The organism is Rhodococcus baikonurensis (assembly GCF_040489275.1).
Taxonomy (GTDB): Bacteria; Actinomycetota; Actinomycetes; order Mycobacteriales; family Mycobacteriaceae; genus Rhodococcus_F; species Rhodococcus_F baikonurensis.
In genome coordinates this window covers 57053-73904 of the sequence record NZ_JBEUOQ010000002.1, presented here as the reverse complement: position 1 = coordinate 73904, position 16852 = coordinate 57053, and the positions used below count along the sequence as shown (strand labels likewise).

19 protein-coding genes are annotated in these 16852 nt (G+C 61.5%); 12 read left to right on the top strand and 7 right to left on the bottom strand.

Features of this window, described 5'->3' with window-relative positions; genetic code table 11:
• Positions 1-68 precede the first annotated feature (68 nt).
• From ABWI03_RS04500 to ABWI03_RS04485, 4 genes are all read left to right on the top strand, one after another.
• Complete coding sequence (locus ABWI03_RS04500; RefSeq protein WP_095968799.1) at positions 69-806, top strand: AzlC family ABC transporter permease; 738 nt, start codon at positions 69-71, stop codon at positions 804-806.
• On the top strand, positions 799-1128 hold the full coding sequence (locus ABWI03_RS04495) for a branched-chain amino acid transporter permease (protein WP_095968798.1): 330 nt from the start codon (positions 799-801) through the stop codon (positions 1126-1128). Before ABWI03_RS04500 ends, ABWI03_RS04495 begins: the two co-directional genes overlap by 8 nt.
• Positions 1129-1268: 140 nt before the next feature.
• Complete coding sequence (gene nicT / locus ABWI03_RS04490; protein ID WP_298777308.1) at positions 1269-2405, top strand: Nickel transporter NicT; 1137 nt, start codon at positions 1269-1271, stop codon at positions 2403-2405.
• A 130-nt stretch (positions 2406-2535) separates the two neighbouring features.
• A complete protein-coding gene (locus tag ABWI03_RS04485; protein ID WP_298777307.1) occupies positions 2536-2910 on the top strand; it encodes a hypothetical protein in 375 nt (124 codons plus the stop codon).
• Between the two features lie 37 nt (positions 2911-2947).
• Here the strand turns inward: ABWI03_RS04485 and ABWI03_RS04480 are convergent, their stop codons facing one another.
• Together ABWI03_RS04480 and ABWI03_RS04475 are read right to left on the bottom strand one after the other, a co-directional pair.
• On the bottom strand, positions 2948-3592 hold the full coding sequence (locus tag ABWI03_RS04480) for a response regulator (protein WP_298777306.1): 645 nt from the start codon (positions 3590-3592) through the stop codon (positions 2948-2950).
• Entirely contained in the window at positions 3589-4725 is a 1137-nt protein-coding gene (locus tag ABWI03_RS04475) for a sensor histidine kinase (protein ID WP_298777305.1), read from the bottom strand. Before ABWI03_RS04475 ends, ABWI03_RS04480 begins: the two co-directional genes overlap by 4 nt.
• Positions 4726-4857: 132 nt before the next feature.
• Between ABWI03_RS04475 and ABWI03_RS04470 the strand changes: the two genes are divergently transcribed.
• Together ABWI03_RS04470 and ABWI03_RS04465 are read left to right on the top strand one after the other, a co-directional pair.
• Positions 4858-5565 carry a class I SAM-dependent methyltransferase gene (locus ABWI03_RS04470; RefSeq protein WP_298777304.1) on the top strand — a complete coding sequence of 236 codons (708 nt, stop codon included), beginning with the start codon at positions 4858-4860 and terminating at the stop codon, positions 5563-5565.
• Positions 5562-6464: a DedA family protein gene (locus ABWI03_RS04465; protein WP_298777303.1), complete on the top strand. Its 903-nt coding sequence runs from the start codon at positions 5562-5564 to the stop codon at positions 6462-6464. The genes ABWI03_RS04470 and ABWI03_RS04465 overlap by 4 nt, the downstream gene beginning before the upstream one ends.
• Before the next feature lie 383 nt (positions 6465-6847).
• Here the strand turns inward: ABWI03_RS04465 and ABWI03_RS04460 are convergent, their stop codons facing one another.
• Entirely contained in the window at positions 6848-7639 is a 792-nt protein-coding gene (locus tag ABWI03_RS04460; protein ID WP_298777302.1) for a MerR family transcriptional regulator, read from the bottom strand.
• Positions 7640-7886: 247 nt separating this feature from the next.
• Here ABWI03_RS04460 and ABWI03_RS04455 point away from each other — a divergent pair, with 247 nt between their 5' ends.
• Positions 7887-8114, top strand: coding sequence for a hypothetical protein (locus tag ABWI03_RS04455; protein ID WP_240951823.1), 228 nt, complete (start codon positions 7887-7889; stop codon positions 8112-8114).
• A 70-nt stretch (positions 8115-8184) separates the two neighbouring features.
• On the opposite strand, the gene ABWI03_RS04450 is transcribed toward ABWI03_RS04455, so the two are convergent.
• Positions 8185-8601, bottom strand: coding sequence for a DUF7144 family membrane protein (locus tag ABWI03_RS04450; RefSeq protein ID WP_095968791.1), 417 nt, complete (start codon positions 8599-8601; stop codon positions 8185-8187).
• 147 nt (positions 8602-8748) lie between these two features.
• Between ABWI03_RS04450 and ABWI03_RS04445 the strand changes: the two genes are divergently transcribed.
• Positions 8749-9381, top strand: coding sequence for an alpha-ketoglutarate-dependent dioxygenase AlkB (locus tag ABWI03_RS04445; protein ID WP_095968790.1), 633 nt, complete (start codon positions 8749-8751; stop codon positions 9379-9381).
• Here the strand turns inward: ABWI03_RS04445 and ABWI03_RS04440 are convergent.
• Entirely contained in the window at positions 9374-10912 is a 1539-nt protein-coding gene (locus tag ABWI03_RS04440) for an AMP-binding protein (protein ID WP_353798867.1), read from the bottom strand. The two genes, ABWI03_RS04445 and ABWI03_RS04440, sit on opposite strands and share 8 nt — an antisense overlap.
• Complete coding sequence (locus ABWI03_RS04435) at positions 10909-11736, bottom strand: crotonase/enoyl-CoA hydratase family protein (RefSeq protein WP_268836963.1); 828 nt, start codon at positions 11734-11736, stop codon at positions 10909-10911. The genes ABWI03_RS04440 and ABWI03_RS04435 overlap by 4 nt, the downstream gene beginning before the upstream one ends.
• Positions 11737-11841: 105 nt before the next feature.
• Between ABWI03_RS04435 and ABWI03_RS04430 the strand changes: the two genes are divergently transcribed.
• Positions 11842-12615, top strand: a complete 774-nt coding sequence (locus tag ABWI03_RS04430; RefSeq protein WP_095968787.1) for a hypothetical protein — start codon at positions 11842-11844, stop codon at positions 12613-12615.
• Between the two features lie 22 nt (positions 12616-12637).
• Here ABWI03_RS04430 and ABWI03_RS04425 read toward each other — a convergent pair whose 3' ends face one another.
• Positions 12638-13330 carry an SDR family NAD(P)-dependent oxidoreductase gene (locus ABWI03_RS04425; RefSeq protein WP_095968884.1) on the bottom strand — a complete coding sequence of 231 codons (693 nt, stop codon included), beginning with the start codon at positions 13328-13330 and terminating at the stop codon, positions 12638-12640.
• 134 nt (positions 13331-13464) lie between these two features.
• Between ABWI03_RS04425 and ABWI03_RS04420 the strand changes: the two genes are divergently transcribed.
• The 3 genes from ABWI03_RS04420 to ABWI03_RS04410 all read left to right on the top strand — a co-directional run bounded on the left by ABWI03_RS04420 (position 13465) and on the right by ABWI03_RS04410 (position 16843).
• Positions 13465-14382, top strand: a complete 918-nt coding sequence (locus ABWI03_RS04420) for a LysR family transcriptional regulator (RefSeq protein ID WP_054831264.1) — start codon at positions 13465-13467, stop codon at positions 14380-14382.
• A 139-nt stretch (positions 14383-14521) separates the two neighbouring features.
• Entirely contained in the window at positions 14522-15898 is a 1377-nt protein-coding gene (locus tag ABWI03_RS04415) for an MFS transporter (RefSeq protein WP_095968786.1), read from the top strand.
• Positions 15899-15961: 63 nt separating this feature from the next.
• On the top strand, positions 15962-16843 hold the full coding sequence (locus tag ABWI03_RS04410; RefSeq protein WP_298777300.1) for a shikimate dehydrogenase: 882 nt from the start codon (positions 15962-15964) through the stop codon (positions 16841-16843).
• Positions 16844-16852: the final 9 nt, after the last annotated feature.

The window sequence follows — 16852 nt, the reverse complement described above, 5'->3', positions numbered from 1 at the left end:
TGCGCAATGTTCACTATGTGGGCATTATGAGCAATCGATCACCTCGATCTTTGTTATAGATTTGCGTCGTGATCGAACCAGCATCGTCGACGGCCGCAACTGCCGTCGAACTCCCGCCGCGAACCCCGGCGTGGCGGCATGCCTTCCAGCTGTCGCTGCCGGTCGGATTCGGCCTGCTCCCACTCGGGATCGCACTCGGTGTTCTTGTGGTCCAGCAGGGCCTCAGTCCTTGGTGGGCAGTCGCTTTCACCTCGCTGATCTACGCAGGATCGCTGGAGTTTCTCGCCGTCGGAATGGTCGCGGCCATGACACCACTGCCGTACGTCGCACTGACCGCACTGCTGGTCAACTTTCGACATGTCTTCTACGCCTTGAGTTTTCCGCTGGAAAAGATTCGAAATCCCTTCGCTCGCTTCTACAGCATGTTCGCACTGACCGACGAGGCCTACGCGATGTCGGTGACTGCCGATCCCCGGACGCTCACCGGTCGCACCATCGTCTACTCGCAGCTGTACCTGCACGCCTACTGGATCGGTGGTGCGATCCTGGGCGCGACTGCAGGGCAGTGGATTCCGGACTCGATCGTCGGTCTCGACTTCGCCCTGACCGCGCTGTTCGTCGTCCTCTCGATCGAAGCGATTCGTGCACAGAACGGATTCGCGGTGCCGGTCGCCGCGGTCACCTGCGCTCTGGTCGCCCGGCTAGCAGCGCCGGAGCACATGCTGCCAATTGCGATGGGCGCCTTCGTGCTCTTCCTGATCGGCCGCTTCGTCTACGACTCACGAAAGGCGAAGATCGATGCCTGACACCTCGTACATCTTTGCCGCCGTCGCCGTCATGGCCGTGGTCACCTTCGCGCTGCGGGCGATACCGTTTGCCGCGCTCATGCCACTGCGCTCCTCCGCCTTGGTCGGCTACCTCGGCATCTACATGCCGGCAGGCATCATGTTGATCCTCGTCATGTATTCGCTCAAAGGGGTGTCGATCACCGCCCCTTCTCACGGCCTACCCGAACTGATTGCAGTGTGCGCCACTATCGCCGCGCACCTGTGGCGAAAGAATGCCGTCCTGAGCATCGTCGTCGGAACGACGATCTACGTCGCGCTGGTCAACACCGTGTTCGCCTGAGCATTTCCCATCGACGAGCAAAATATCTTTACTCCCGAATGGGCAATTTGTAACCTCCAGGCGCTTATCTGAACAGTTGAACACTTATACGATTTCAGTAGTGTGGCCGCCGGCCGCGACTGAAAGATCGGTGAGGTTCGATGTCCACGACAATGACCACGACGGGCACTCGAATCGCCGGTGCCTGGCACAGTCTGGATCGAGGCCAGCGTCGAAGCATCATCGGGATGACCGTCACCGTCGTTGCACTCAACGTCGTCGGGTGGGCAGTTCTTCTCGGTCTGGTCGTGCCCGGCCACTACACGATCGAAGGCAGTGTCTTCGGCATCGGACTCGGTGTCACGGCGTACACGCTCGGCATGCGCCATGCGTTCGACGCCGATCACATCGCCGCTATCGACAACACCACTCGGAAGTTGGTGGCGGACGGCAAGAAACCGATGTCCGTCGGGTTCTGGTTTTCGCTCGGACATTCGACCATCGTCTTCGTTCTCGTCGCCCTGTTGGCTTTGGGTGTGCGGCAACTGGCCACCAGCCTTTCCGACGACAACTCCGATCTGGAGAAGTGGACAGGCTTGTTCGGCACCACCATTTCCGGCACGTTCCTGATCTTGATCGGAATCCTGAACCTCGTCTCTCTCATCGGGATTCATCGGGTGTACACCAAGTACAAGGCCGGAACCTTTGACGAGGAACAACTCGAAAAGGAACTCGACAACCGCGGTGCCCTGAACAAGATCCTCGGCCCGGTCATGAAGATGGTCCGCAAGCCCTGGCACATGTACCCGGTCGGCCTACTGTTCGGATTGGGATTCGACACCGTCACCGAAGTCGGACTTCTGGTGATCGCCGGCGGCGCGGCGGCGACGGGGCTCCCGTGGTATTCGATCCTCGTCCTACCGATACTCTTCTGCGCCGGGATGTCGCTTTTCGACTCCATCGACGGATCGTTCATGAACTTCGCCTACGGTTGGGCGTTTGCCCAACCGGTGCGAAAGATCTACTACAACATGGTGATCACGGGGCTCTCGGTGGCAGTAGCCCTGTTGATCGGGACCCAGGAAATCATCTCGATCTTCACCGACAAACTCGACATCCACGACGGCGTTCTCGGCGCAATCGGAAACCTGGATCTCGGCGCAATGGGCTTCATCATCGTCGGACTCTTTGTCGCCACCTGGGTGATTGCTCTACTCGTGTGGCGGTACGGCCGCATCGAGGAACGGTGGCAGGCGCAGTCCATTGCCGCCGCCTCACCCCGATCGCCCGCTGAATAGTTTCTCGATTTGAATCTCCTGGTGGGCACGTTCAGCGGCTTTCACTTACTTAGGGGAAGGCGCATCCTGCGGAGTTGGTGAGATGCAATAGTGGAGCTCGTAGAGCAACAGCCCCGGCGAGGAGCAAACAGTGCAGGTACGTCACCCGGTAGCGGGTTTGGCGATCACGGGACTTGTTCTCGCAGTGGCAGGCTGCGGTAGCAGCGACGACAAAGCTGTCGAAGGACCAGGCCTCGCCGTGGCGGCGGAAACCACACCGGCTCCCGACCGGGTGACCGTGCACCGACCTGGCTTCATCGACACCAGCATTTCCCCGTTCGACGTTCCCGCATGGCCGGGTCCGCACCCCACCGAATTCCTGCGGCCCAACCCGCCGTCGGGCGAGAGCGGTGAAATCGTCGGCAACCAAGCTGCGGCAACGTACTCAGCCTCGCTCGACAACCCCGACGCACTGTGGAATGTCGGTGGCACGGTGGAGTGGCTGGTTGTCGATCCGCTTCGGTGAATACGCGAGCAGGGCCGTAGAGCACCGTGGCTCGGCGTCATTGCTGGGCGTCACGCACAAGCAGCGCGGCTTGCACGCGGTTTGTGGTCTGCAACGCGGCCAAGATGCGACTGACGTGAGCTTTGACCGTGCTCTCCCGCATACCGAGCTCCTGCGCAATCTCTGCGTTGGTATCCCCGCGAGCGAGGAGGTCGAGGACGTCCCGTTCGCGGGGCGTCAAAGACTCGATGCGTTGGCGGGCATTTGTTGCCGCCTTCGTATCGGCCCGGTGGTAGCGGTCGATAAGTCGCCTGGCAGCATTGGGGTGCAAGATGGCCGATCCCGCAGCCACGGTGTGGACCGCGCGCACTATTTCGCCGGGAGCAGCGTCTTTGAGCAGGAACCCATCGGCGCCCGCAGCCACTGCTTCGTAGACGTATTCGTCGAGATCGAAGGTGGTCAGAGTGATAATTTTCGGCGGATGCGGCAGAGCGCGGAGACTTGAGATCGCCGCGATGCCGTCCATTCTCGGCATACGGATATCGACCAACGCAACGTCGATCCGGTGAGCGGTAGCCTTCTCGATTGCTTCGATGCCATCGGATGCTTGCGCAGCGACCTCAATGTCGGGGTCGTCGACAAGTAAGTCCGTGAGGCCGAGTCGAACAAGTGCGTCGTCGTCGACGATCATTACGCGGATCATTTTTCCTGCCAATCTTGTTCGACCGGATGGGGGTGTGGAATTCGAGCTGAGACTCGCCACCCGCCTTCGTCGATGGGGCCCGCTTCGAATTCACCTCCCAGCGCGAGCACTCGCTCACGGAGTCCGACCAATCCGTAGCCGGAGGGGGCTGCATCCGAGGATGCCGACCCGAGCGTGTTGTCGACCGACACGGTAGTCACAGGTGGTCCGTAGGCGAGGCGGACGGTTACCGAACCTCCTACCGCATGTTTACGCGCATTGGTCAGCGACTCCAAGACGATGCGCTGTACAGCGAGCTGAAGGGCGACAGGGGCGTCAGCTGAGGTGCCATCGACTACGAGCGTGACATCTTGCCCGGCCGCGCGTGCTTGTTCGGTCAGGTCGTCGACATCTACGAGAACCGGTCGAGTCGGCAGATCTTCAGGGGATTCGTGAAGGGCCCCGAGAAGGTCTCGCAGATCGGACAATGCTTGCGTGGATGCGTTGCGTAACAGAGTAAGTCGATCACCGATCGGAGCGGGGAGGGTCGCCGATTTGGCCTCGAGAACACCGGAGTGCAGAGCGATGATGCTCAGACGATGCGCGAGAACGTCGTGCATCTCCGCTGCGATCCGGGCCCGTTCCTTGGCGCGCGCCCGGTCCTCCCCCAGACTCCGTTCGTGCTTGAGACGCGCGACTTCGTCGTTGAGCACTGCGATCCTTTTCCGGCGGTGTCCGACCCACATTCCCGCCAGCATCGGCAACGCGAGAATGATGATCATCGCGGATATCTCGATTGCCTGTGGAGTGGCCTGAGCAGGCGCGAATGCTGTCACCGCGATCGCGATTGCACTGAAGAGCAGGGCGATGTTCGTGCGCCGCTGGACTGTTAGATCGAACAGGACCAACGCCAGCAGCGGCAGAAGAACCCAGCCGAAAATGCCGGTTGCAGCCGTAATCACCACTGGGGCGACGTACCAGGGGACTCTCTGCCAAGCGATCAATGCCCCGGCAACTGCCGCGACGACGATCCCGGGAACCCGATATCCGCTGTCGAGAGATGACGCACAGTTCTGGATAGCGGTCGCGGTGAACACCGCGACGATGACGAGACGCCCCGTTGCACGGACGGTCGAGTTCTCAGCCCAGGTCATGCCAATGACAGTAGTTGTCACAGCTCCCGATTGACCCCGACGATGGGAGCCCACGACCCCCGACTTTCGTCGGGGTATACCGTCGTCGATCGGCCGATTCTCCTGCTCACCGATATTCGTAGCGTCGAATCCGTGAATGACAAACCCCGCTCCACTCGATCTGTCCGCCCCGCAGTCAATTCTTCCGCCATGTTCCTACGCGAGGCGTTCGACGGTTTCCGCGACGTCGGCGCCGTCGCTCCGAGCAGCATCTCACTTGCCCGGGCGATGACTGCACCGGTTACCCGATTCGACGGTCCGCGCACTGTCCTCGAGGTCGGAGCAGGGACGGGCCCCATCACAACGGCGCTGCTCGACCGGCTCTCTCCGACCGACAGACTCGATGTCGTCGAGACGAATCCGCGCTTCGCAGCTCGATTGCGCGAGCTCACTCGCGACGCCCATAGATTCGGCGGGCCGCGCACGCATGTCCACGAATCACGAATTGAATTGATAAAAAATGACATTCGCTACGACGCGATCGTTTCCGGACTACCGTTCACCAATTTTGCGCCAGGCACGGTGAGGGACATTCTCACGCGCTACGACGAACTTCTCACAGGTGGAGGGTGTTTGACGTACTTCACCTACCGGGGCACTCGTCGACTGCGTTCGGTGACCGCTTCGCGGGAATCAGTGCGTCGCCACCGCCAGGTCGAGGAGCTTCTCACCGAATACCGACAACGATTCACCGTGGACTGCAAGACAATCTGGGCGAACCTTCCGCCCGCCCTGGTGTGGGAACTGTCTCGTGAAGTCCTACCGAACCCCGCCCCGTCTGATCCTCAGGTGAACGCGTGATCGATCTGGTTGGGCTGCTGGGACATGTACCCGCTTATGGTGCCTACGCACTGGTCGGCACTGCGGTCCTGGCCGAGTCCGTTCTTCTTGTCGGCGCTCTTGTCCCCACGTTCACACTTCTGGTGACAGGTGGCGCAATGGCCCGGTACGGGCACGTCAATCTGGCGGTTCTCATCGCAATCGCCGCCATAGCAGTCGTGGTCGGTGACTTCCTCGCCCACCGCACCGGGCGCTCGCTTCACCGGCGTCCCTTCAGCGAGAGGCTCTTTCGCCGCGTCCCCACTCGGTTACTGCGACGAGCCGAGGCACTGATCCTTCGACACGGCGGCCCTGCTGTGTTGGCAAGTCGATTCATCCCGGTCGTGCGAACACTGACTCCCCACCTCGTCGGGATGTCTGATCTGTCGTACCGCAAGATGGCTCCGTACAGCACGGTCGGTGCCCTCGTGTGGGCGACAGCCGAGACAACCCTCGGGTACATGACCGCCGCATCCCTCCATCAGATCACGACGTTCGGGGCCCCATTTCTTGTCGCAATTGCCGCACTGACGGCCGCTGCGGTGGTCGGAGCAAGATGGGTGATCCTTCGCAGCAGATCGAGAGCGCGGGTGTTACCTGGTTGGTCCCGTGCGCACTCTTGCGGAAGCACCTTCTGCGAGCGCTCGGCGCAGGCTGGGCGCCACCGAATGCAGGAGGACATCGATCATTCGGATCGCAGACGACGTGATGTGAGTTCAGTTCCGCGACAACGCTGCACAGAACTCTCCGGGTTGGTCGACATGCAACCGCAACCCATCGATCAGAGTGGAGCCAGATCCCTTCGACAGCCGTTTCGGGAGCGTGACCGAGACGGGTCGGTCGAAGCCGACGTCCACGACAGTGCCGTCGGGCCCCGGTAGAACCAGGCAGTCGTCGACAATCGCATTTGCCGTCTCACCGAATCTTCGGACCATGCTCACCCGCGAAATCCGGGATCGGTCCACCTCGACGCGTATACCTGCGCCTGATCGAAACACCGCTGTTCGAGGTGACACGAGATGCGGGCGCACGACGCGTCCGGCAAGCCACCCACCGATCGCGATCAGCGACAACACCGTTGCGATGAGCAGCACGACGCGGAGCCAAGGCCATGGAACCAGGAAATGAATCGCTACGGCCTCGATCACACTCGCCGCTGCAAATGCCACCGGTATCGACATGGTCCCCCTCGAGTAGCCGAAAGTCGCTGTATCGCTGGAACCTCCGTCCACCCGACCTCTCGCGAGTAACCACAATGTTCGGATCATGAACTTCCTCCAGACATGAGACGTGCTGCGACGCGCGCGACCACTTCCCGTTGCGCCGGATCAGGCACCAGATCTGCGATCCCGACCGAGACGCCCACACCTGCAGATTCTCCGTCCGTGGGCACGTCGCCGAGGACTTCGGCCAGCGATTCCTCCAACTCGCACGACAAGTTCGCGATCTCGTATGCGGCCTCGGTAACCTCGCGCCCAGCCAGTGCGGCGAAACGGCGGTACAGATCGACGATGCGCTTCCGGTCACTCTCGTCGGACAGCAATCGCGCAGCCGTGGAGAACAGTTCATGCGGCGCAGTTCCCGAGATCGCCACCAATTCCCACATGTCGCGTTCACGCTCGAAGACATGCCGAACCGAATCCGTCGGGGACGACGCGATCAACTCGTCGAACGCAGACAGCAACTCCACCGGAAGCGGCGAGACCACCCGGCCGGCACCTCGCGCCGAGAGCATTTCCTCGAGGCGCACTCGCTGGTCTGCGAGGACGCGCTGCTTCCGGTCTATCTCCGCGATCAGGGAAGAAAGATCTTCGGCGAAGTCGTCCGGTTCTCGTGCATCGATCGGTTCCGGCTCGATCATTGCGGCAATGGAGCCGAGTGGAATGCCGGCGGCAGAGAGCCAACGAATGCGCATCAGCCTGACCAGATCGGGTAGTTCGTACGTTCGGTATCCGTTGGACAGCCGTCTCGGCTCAGCCAGCAGGCCCAGACGGTGATAGTGCCGAACGGTCCGTGGGGTGGTGCCTGCCGCCCTGGCCACGTCGCTGATTCGCATACGAACAGCATCAACTATGACGCTACGTCATAGTCAATATTCGGCACGCCGGGCCACAGGCCCAAGGTCCTGTTCTAGCGGCCAGGAGTTTCGCGGACGAATTTCGCGGGTATTGATCCCTTGCGGCGGCGATTTCCAGAGCGAGGGGTCAGCCGCGCAAGGTCTGCCCCCGGCTGTCACTCGCCGGGCGGCGGGCCGCCAAAACCAGCGGGGCCGGCGAAACAATCTGTGCCAGGCGATGATTTCGATGCAAACGACACGAATCGACACCATCCTGATTCTGATCGTCGGGACGGCCATCGGACTGATCGTATGGTTGGCCACCCGGCAACCGATCGCTTCGATCGGGCTCGGCCTGGCTACCGTCGTCATCTGCTGGATCTCGTGTTCGATGATCCACGGCTTCCCTCAACGATCGTCCAAGCACTTGCATCCGAACGACGACCCGGAACGCGATTCTCCGAAGCGGAGATGACTCCGGCCCCCCGCACCGAGCAGTGAGTGGTTCACCTGTCGCAGGTGAACCACTCACTCCGGTCAGGTGATCAGACCTCGTCGGGTCGCCACGTCGCGACGGCCCAGATCACAGCGACGTCGAGAGCGATGATCACGATCGACCACAGCGGGTAATACGGCAACCACAAGAAATTGGCCACGATCGAGAGGGCCGCGATCACGAATGCCATCCCGCGAGCCCAGGTCATCCCCACGAACAACCCCAGGGAGACCGCGATGCCGATGATTCCGAGCACGATGTGGATCCAACCCCACGTCGTGACGTCGAATTCGAAGGTGTAGTTGACTCCGACGACGAGGAGATCGTTGTCTGCGAGAGCCGCGATGCCTTGCAGTAATGCGACTACGCCGGCAACGAAGAGCAGGCATGCGGCCGCCACCGTCGTCCCGATGGCAAAGCCTTGTCGGACAGGATGGTTCGCATGTGATTGGCGCGGAGCAGTCATGGCGTCCCCTTCATCGGCGAAATAGCGTGAGAACAGTATTCAAAGGTTCACGCCGACGGACATCACCCAGCAAGGATGAACAGCCGTCCAGCACCGCAATTGAAATTTATGGGAACATATGTTCGATTACGGTGTACTGTGGTGTCCATGACCGCCACGATGCAACCGTCTCTGTTCGACAACGGTGACCTCGGCGTTTCTTTGGCCGAACTCGACGGCACCGTGCAGCGACGCATTCTCACCGCCGGCGCCTGGGTCGACCATCGCCCTGCCTGGTTGACCGGGTCCGCGGCCGTGTTCGACAACCTGGAGGCCACGGTCCCGTGGCGCTCCGAACGGCGTCAGATGTACGACCGCGTTGTCGACGTACCTCGGCTGGTGTGCTTCTATGCAGAAAACGAACCGCTGCCGGACGCACTTCTCGCCGAAGCCAAGGATGCGCTGAGCAGGCACTACTTCAACGAACTCGGCGAGCCCTTCGCCACGTCGGGGCTGTGTTTCTATCGTGACGGTTCCGACAGCGTTGCCTGGCACGGGGACGACACGGGACGAAGCCGCACCGAAGACACAATGGTTGCCATCCTGTCTCTCGGGGCCGCTCGCCCGCTCCTTCTGCGCCCCCGCGGGGGTGGCGAATCGATCCGGTTCAATCTCGGTCACGGCGATCTACTCGTGATGGGCGGATCTTGCCAACGAACCTGGGAACACTGCGTCCCCAAGAGTGCGAGAGCCCTCGGGCCGAGAATCAGCGTTCAATTCCGCACTCGCGGAGTCAGATAGCGTCGCGAAGCTCGTCTCGAAGCGCCTTCCGATTGAGCTTGCCGACGGCGGTCTTCGGAACCGATTCGGCGAAAACTACCCGACGCGGTTTCTTGTACGACGCCAGTCGCTCGCCGACGTGCGCCACCAATGAGGCTTGGAGTGAGTCGTTTTCGACGGTCCCGTCCTCGAGGACGACCACCGCCGTGACGGCCTCCACCCACTTGGCGTCTGCGGTGCCCACCACGGCAACCTCACGAACAGCAGGATGCGTCAGGAGTGCGTCCTCGACTTCACGGGGATAGACGTTGTATCCGCCGCTGATGATCATGTCCGACGCTCGGTCCTTCAAGAACAGGAATCCCTCGGCATCGAACTGGCCGATGTCACGTGTGTGGACCCAACCGTCTTCGGTGAAGGTGTCAGCATTCAGTTCCGGTGCATTGAAGTATCCGGCGATCGCAGATGGCGAGCGAATCACGATTTCGCCCGGTTCTCCCTGCGGCACTTCGTTTCCCTCACCGTCGAGCAGCCTGATCTCGACTTCGATGGCCGGCTGACCACAGGACAGCAGGCGATCTTCCGTGTGATCTTCGGGCCGTAGAACGGCGATACACAGCGGTGCCTCGGTCTGCCCGTAGTACTGCAGAAAACGGTGTTGCCCCCAAGCCTGCATTGCACGTTCGATGGTGGCCAGCGGCATCGGCGACGCACCGTAGATCACGGATTTCAGACTCGAGATGTCTGCGGTCGCGAAATCAGGGCGTTCGAGAAGCATCTGAATCATCGTCGGCACCAGATTGATTGCGGTGGCACGATGCTCGGTTATCGAGCTCAAGAACGTCGAGGGATCGAATCCAGGAAGAATGACGGTCTTACCGCCGCGGAGCCAGAACGGAAGCACGAAAACACCGCTGGCATGGATCAGCGACGCCGCGTGCAGCATCGTGTCGTCTCGAGTTGCAGGAAGCAGATTGAGCAGTACGTTGCGGCAGATACCGGCGTAACTACGTTGAGTGTGCTGCGCAGCCTTCAGCGTTCCGGTAGTCCCCGAGGTGAACAAAGTCAGGATCACGTCGTCAGGAGCCACCTCGACGTCCGGGGTGTCCGAAGGCATGCTCTGCGCCTGGTCGAGCAAGGAGCTCTGTCCCGCCGCATCCGTTTCCAGACCGATGAATGTCCGATCGGGGAACCGGGCGGACAGTTCCGCGGCCCGGTCTGCGAGGTCACGACCGAAGACGACGTGCGAGCTGTCGGTGTCCTCGAGCATCCGCGCATGCTCGTCGAGCGACAGTCGCGAATTGAGTGGAACCCGGTTGACGCCGGCTTTCACACAGGCAAAATCGACAGGCACGCTGGCTAGAGAGTTGTTGACCAGCAACGCAACCCGCGCGCCGCGCCCGATACCGAGCGCAATGAATGCGTGTGCCAATCGGCTGCTGAGTTCGTCCACTTCCGTGAACGTCATCGATCGATCGCCGAAGACGACGGCCGTTCGCGGGCCGTGCTGTCGCGCGCCACGGACGATCAGGTCTCTGGTTATGGGCATCATGGTTCAGTTTCCTCGTTCGAATTCCGGTTGTTCTCGAATCGGCCGTGCCGGCCGGCGCCCGCGGCGAACGCAGCAGCGCCGCGCACACCTTCAGCGATGACAATGGGATTTCCTGCAACGCCCTCGGCGCGCAGTGCTTCGGCAAGTGGTAGATCAAAAGATCGATAGGCCGACGCGCGATCCGCGAGCATGCAGAGTTGAGGGAAAGCGGTCAGCTGGTGTGCAAGCTCCTTGGCAGCCTGAAGTGATTGCCCCACTGGAACAACACGATTGGCAAGTCCGAAGGACAGCGCCTCCGGAGCGTCGACCGGGCGACCGGTCAAGATCATGTCGAGCGCTCGCCCCTGCCCGACGATTCGCGGCAGACGCACGGTCCCACCGTCGATGAGGGGAACTCCCCAGCGTCGGCAGAAGACTCCGAAAACGGAATCTTCCTCGCAAATTCTCAGATCCGCGAGCAAGGAAAGCTCGAGCCCTCCGGCCACCGCGTATCCGCTGACCGCAGCGATCAACGGTTTGGACAACACCAACCGACTCGGCCCCATCGGCCCGGTGCCGCCACCTTCGGGATGCAACTCGTGCACTCGGGCGGGGTCGGAGACTGCGGTCAAATCCGCACCGGCACAAAATGTGCCGCCCGCACCCCACAGAATCGCGACCTTCTGACTCTCGTCCGACTCGAAATCCGAGAACGCATATCGCAACTGCGCCGCCATCGGTCCGTCCACCGCATTCTTGCGATCGGGGCGATTCATCACGATGACGGTGACGCCGCCGTCACGCTCCACATAGACATCGCCACCTGGTCGATCGGAGTCGGTCACGATAATTCCTCACTGCTCGCGGATATGGTTTCCCGGTACCCACCATGCCACTTGTAACAGAATTTGTCAGGAGTTGTTCAAAAGTTGTTACAAAATGATCGAGGAATGTCCGCAACCCGAGTCGTACTGGACCTCGCGACGGCCAGTCCGGACACCGAGTTCAGCACCGCCGTGCTGACCCGGGCCGGCGAGATCGTCGGCGTCAGCGCCTCGAGCATTCGCGTGGCAGCAGGCCGTCTGTGCCGCGAGGACAAACTGCGTCGAACCGCTCGCGGAACGTATGTCCTCAACCCGGACGGCATCCCCACCTACGGCGAGGTCGAGGGGTGGCGAACACGCACCGATCGCATACGCCCCTGGGACGGCACCTGGATCGCCGTCGAACACTCAGGTCTCAAGCGAAGCGACCGCACTGCCGCTCGCCGGCACGATCAGGCGTTGCGCCTGGCGGGCTACGAGGACTGGAAGCCCACACTCGCAGTCCGACCGAACAATCTCGCCGGCGGCACCGACAGCGCCCGCCACACTCTCCGCCGACTCGGCGCCGCCCCCGAATCTACAGTCATGGAGATCGATCACCTTGCCCCCGAGGATGATTCGATAATTCGCACACTCTGGAACTCGGAAGCACTGTTGGCCGACATCGCCGGGGCCCGTGAAGCACTCACACAGGCGCAAACACGCCTGGCGACAATCAGTCGCGAGGAGGCGGCCCGCGAATCACTTGCTTTGGGCAGCGCGGTGATCTCGGTCATCGTGCGCAATCCACTTCTTCCGGAAGAACTCGAACCGACGCAGCCACTGCGAGACCTGATCTCGCACATGCTCGAGTACCAAGATGCATCTCGTGAACTGTGGCAGTCACTGCTCCAATTCTGATCAACTTCTCCCAGAGGATAATTCAGTACGTGGCGCGGCCACCACTGGCGTCGTACACAGCACCGGTCGAGTAACTCACCGCAGACGACGTCAGCCAGGAGATCAGTTCGGCAATTTCGTCCGCCTTCCCCATTCGCGCCATCGGCGTCAAAGACTGCGAACGGGCGAGGATGGCCGGATCAGTGCCGGCATTCATCGGACTTTCCACCGCCGCGGGAGCTATCGCGTTGACCAACACACCGGTGGTGGCGACCTCTTTTCCGAGCGATTTCGTCAGCGCGACGACGGCCGCCTTGGACGCCGAATACGCACTCTGATTCGGGTTTCCGTCCTTGGCAGCAATACTCGCAAGGTTTACGACTCGCCCCCACCCCGACGCGACCATCCCCGGCACGAATGCCCGGCACATGAGAAACGTTCCCTCGACGTTGATGCGGAACGTACGCTGCCAGCCCGCAAGATCGACGTCGACGAGTGGCGCCGACGGCCCGACGATTCCCGCACTGTTGATCAAGATGTCGACTCTGCCGATTCGAGCACGAAGCGCGTCGACTGCGATCGGATCACTCACGTCGAGTTGTTCATCCGCACCCTCGGCAAGGTCGGCAGTAATGATCCGAACGCCATTCTCCGTCAACAGCTTTGCACTGGCGGCACCGATTCCGCTCGCACCACCGGTGATGAGCGCGGTAACACCCTCGGGATAACTCTGCATCGTCTTCACTCCTGAGTTTCTGTGCGATACGCACTCAATTTATGTTGCAAATAGGCATAATTGCCGTCACACTGTGTAGAAATTCTGAATATATGGCGTTTGTCGTCAACGTCAAATACCTGGAGGCCTTGCCGATGGAAACCCGCTGGTTGCACGCGTTTGTCGCGGTTGCGGAAGAACTTCACTTCGGGCGGGCCGCATCACGGCTCCAGATGGCCCAGTCTCCGCTCAGCCAGATGATCCGAAAGCTCGAAAAGGACATCGGCGTCAAGCTGTTCGAGCGAAGCACTCGCAGCGTCGCACTCACATCCGGCGGACACGCATTTCTCCCCCACGCCTATCGCGTCATCGAGAACATGGAGACGGCACGACACGCTACGCGCGCGTCGTCGGGGGGCGTCTACGGACGGGTCACGATCGGTTTCACCGGAGTGCTCAATTATCAGGCACTTCCGCCATTGACCCGCGCGTTGCGTCAGCGCTATCCGGAAGTCGAACTGACACTCCTCGGCCGGATCATGACTCGCGACGCGGTCATTCAACTCGAGAGCGGCGCCCTCGATCTGGCCTTCGTGGGACTACCAGTGGAATCCGCGTCACTGTCTACCCGGCTGATTCGACGGGAGGCATTCGGCGCCGTGCTTCCGATCGACCATCCCCTCGCCGAGAGGGACGCGATCGACCTCCGTGAATTGGCCGACGACGGATTCGTGACCACCCCGCTCTCGGCCGGCTCTGCCCTCCAGGAAACCGCGATGCGCGCCTGCATGAACGCAGACTTCAGACCTCGCGTCGTCCAGGAGATCACCGATCCGTACATGATCCTCATGCTCGTTGCCGCGGGCGTCGGCGTAGCGCTGATGACGTCCGGGATGGCTGCGATCACCCCACCTGGCAGTGTGTTCGTCCCGCTCACCGGCGAGCCGACGTTCATGAATCACGGAATTGCCTGGTCACCCCGGCACATGACCGATGCGCTCGCCGTCGCGCTGGAGACGTCCGAGGAGATTCTGCCCACGCCCGATATTGAGACCAAAAACGTCATTATCTGAGACTCATTTAGTGTTGGACGCGCCATAGTCCTTCGTGGCACTGTCGTCTCAGCCGCCGAAAGGTGAGGGACGTCACCGATGCGTGGTGCATCACCAAACGTGCCGCCACGGCCGGCCCATCGGGACGAAAGGACTTCACATGGCACCACCGATCACCTCCACCGGTTCCACGCACTCCACCGAAGAACATCCGAATTCGAACGCGCGCCGCGCCGCCGTTTCAGGCTTCCTCGGCAGCACCCTCGAGTACTACGACTTCTTCATCTACGGCTCCGCGGCCGCGCTCGTATTCCCCAAGATCTTCTTTCCTGGCGGTGGCTCGACGGCAACGCTGCTCTCGATCAGTACCCTGGGCGTGGCCTACGTCGCCCGCCCACTCGGCGCAGTGCTGTGGGGACACCTCGGCGATCGGTACGGACGCAAAAACGCACTTCTCGCCTGCCTGCTCCTCATGGGTGTTGCGACAGTCATCGTCGGTTGCCTGCCGACCTACGACCAGATCGGCATCGCCGCGCCGATCATTCTCGTCTTGCTTCGCCTACTTCAGGGGCTCTCCGCCGGCGGTGAATCACCCGGCTCTTCGGCACTGACACTCGAACACGCACCGGATCACCGTCGCTCGTTCTTCACCTCGTTCACCATGAGCGGGATCATGTTCGGTATCGTCGTCTCCAGCCTGGTCTTCATCCCAGTGGCGAGCCTGCCCGACGAAGACCTCTACTCGTGGGGCTGGCGAGTTCCCTTCTGGCTCAGCATCATCGTGACCGTCGTTGCCCTGTGGCTACGTCGCGCCCTGGATGAGCCCGAGGTGTTCGAAGAACTCAAGGAACAGGACGAGACGGCCGGAATTCCCGTCGTCGAGATGTTCCGCTCGCACTGGCGCACCGTGATCCGTATCAGCATGAGCTCGACGTTCGCGATGATCAACACCATCGTCAACGTCTTCGCCCTGGCGTACGCCGTCGAATCGGGATTCGAACGCTCAACCATGCTGTGGGCAATCGCGACCGCCAATTTTGTTGCCGTACTGACTCAGCCGCTGTTCGGCATTCTCTCGGATCGCTACGGACGTAAGCCCATCTTCGTCGTCGGCGCGATCGGAGCCGGCCTGATGATCTTCGTGTTCTTCCATTCGATCGGAACCCAAAGCGTCCCCATGGTCTTCGCTTCCGGAATCGTCATGATCGGAATCTTCTACGCGATGCCCAACGGCACGTACCCGGCGTACTTCCCCGAGCAGTTCCCCGCGAAGGTCCGGTACACCGGAATGGCCGTCAGCCTCATGCTCGGACTCCTTGTTGCCGGCTTCACACCGGCTATCGCCCAGGCCATTTCGGCCGGAGACAAGAGCAACTGGACACCAGTTGCATGGATGTGCCTGGGCTTCGCCGTCGTCTCCGCCATCGCGGCAATGACCGGACCGGAAACGTACCGCACGCCCACAGCAGAACTGGGCATACCGAAGCCGAGCCTGCCGAGCAAGCAGGACTCAGAGCTCACCAGCAACAACGCTTGACCGGACCGGCCCCTCGCGCTGAATCTCCGCGAGGGGCCGTCCCCACTTATGCAGGAGAATGTCATGACTACCGAATACACACGTCACCGTATCGGCCTTGTCGGGTCGGGTATCGCCACCTCACTCTCGCCCGCGTTGCACGCACACGAAGCAGCAGCACTCGGACTCGACGATTACAGCTACGAACTGATCGATCTCGAGAACCTGAACATCCCGGTCGAGAAAACCGGTGAGGTGGTGCGTGGCGCCGTCGGGGGCGATTTCACCGGACTGAACATCACCCACCCGTGCAAGCAGGTTGTCGTGGACGGGCTCGACGAGCTGTCCGACAACGCGCGGTTGCTCGGTGCCGTCAACACGGTTGTCGTCGACAACGGCCGTTTGATCGGCCACAACACAGACCACAGCGGATTCCTCACCGCACTGCAACGCAGTTTGCCCGACGCCGCCTTGGACCGAGTGGTGCTCGCAGGGGCAGGAGGGGCGGGTTCCGCTGTGGCCTACGCCCTCGCCGCCGCCGGCACCACGGATCTTCGCATCGCAGATATTGATCCCGATCGCGCTGCCGATGTGTGTTCTCGCGTCGCCTCGGCCTTCCCTGCCACGCGCACAACGGCTTTGGCGATCGGTGAGATCGCCGTCAACCTGACTACGTGCGACGGCGTCGTCAATGCGTCTCCGATCGGGATGGTCGGCCATCCCGGAACTCCCTTCGATCCCGCTGCGCTCCATTCGGACTTGTGGGTTGCCGACATCGTCTACCGACCGATTCGCACCGAATTACTCGATGCTGCACTTGCTCTCGGATGCTCGGTCCTCGACGGTGGGCAGATGCTGGTGGCTCAAGCCTCTGACACCTTCACACTCCTGACCGGTATCGAAGCCGATCCGGATCGCATGCGCAGCCATCTGAGCGAAATGCTCTCCGAGACGGCACGCGCATGAGCACAACCG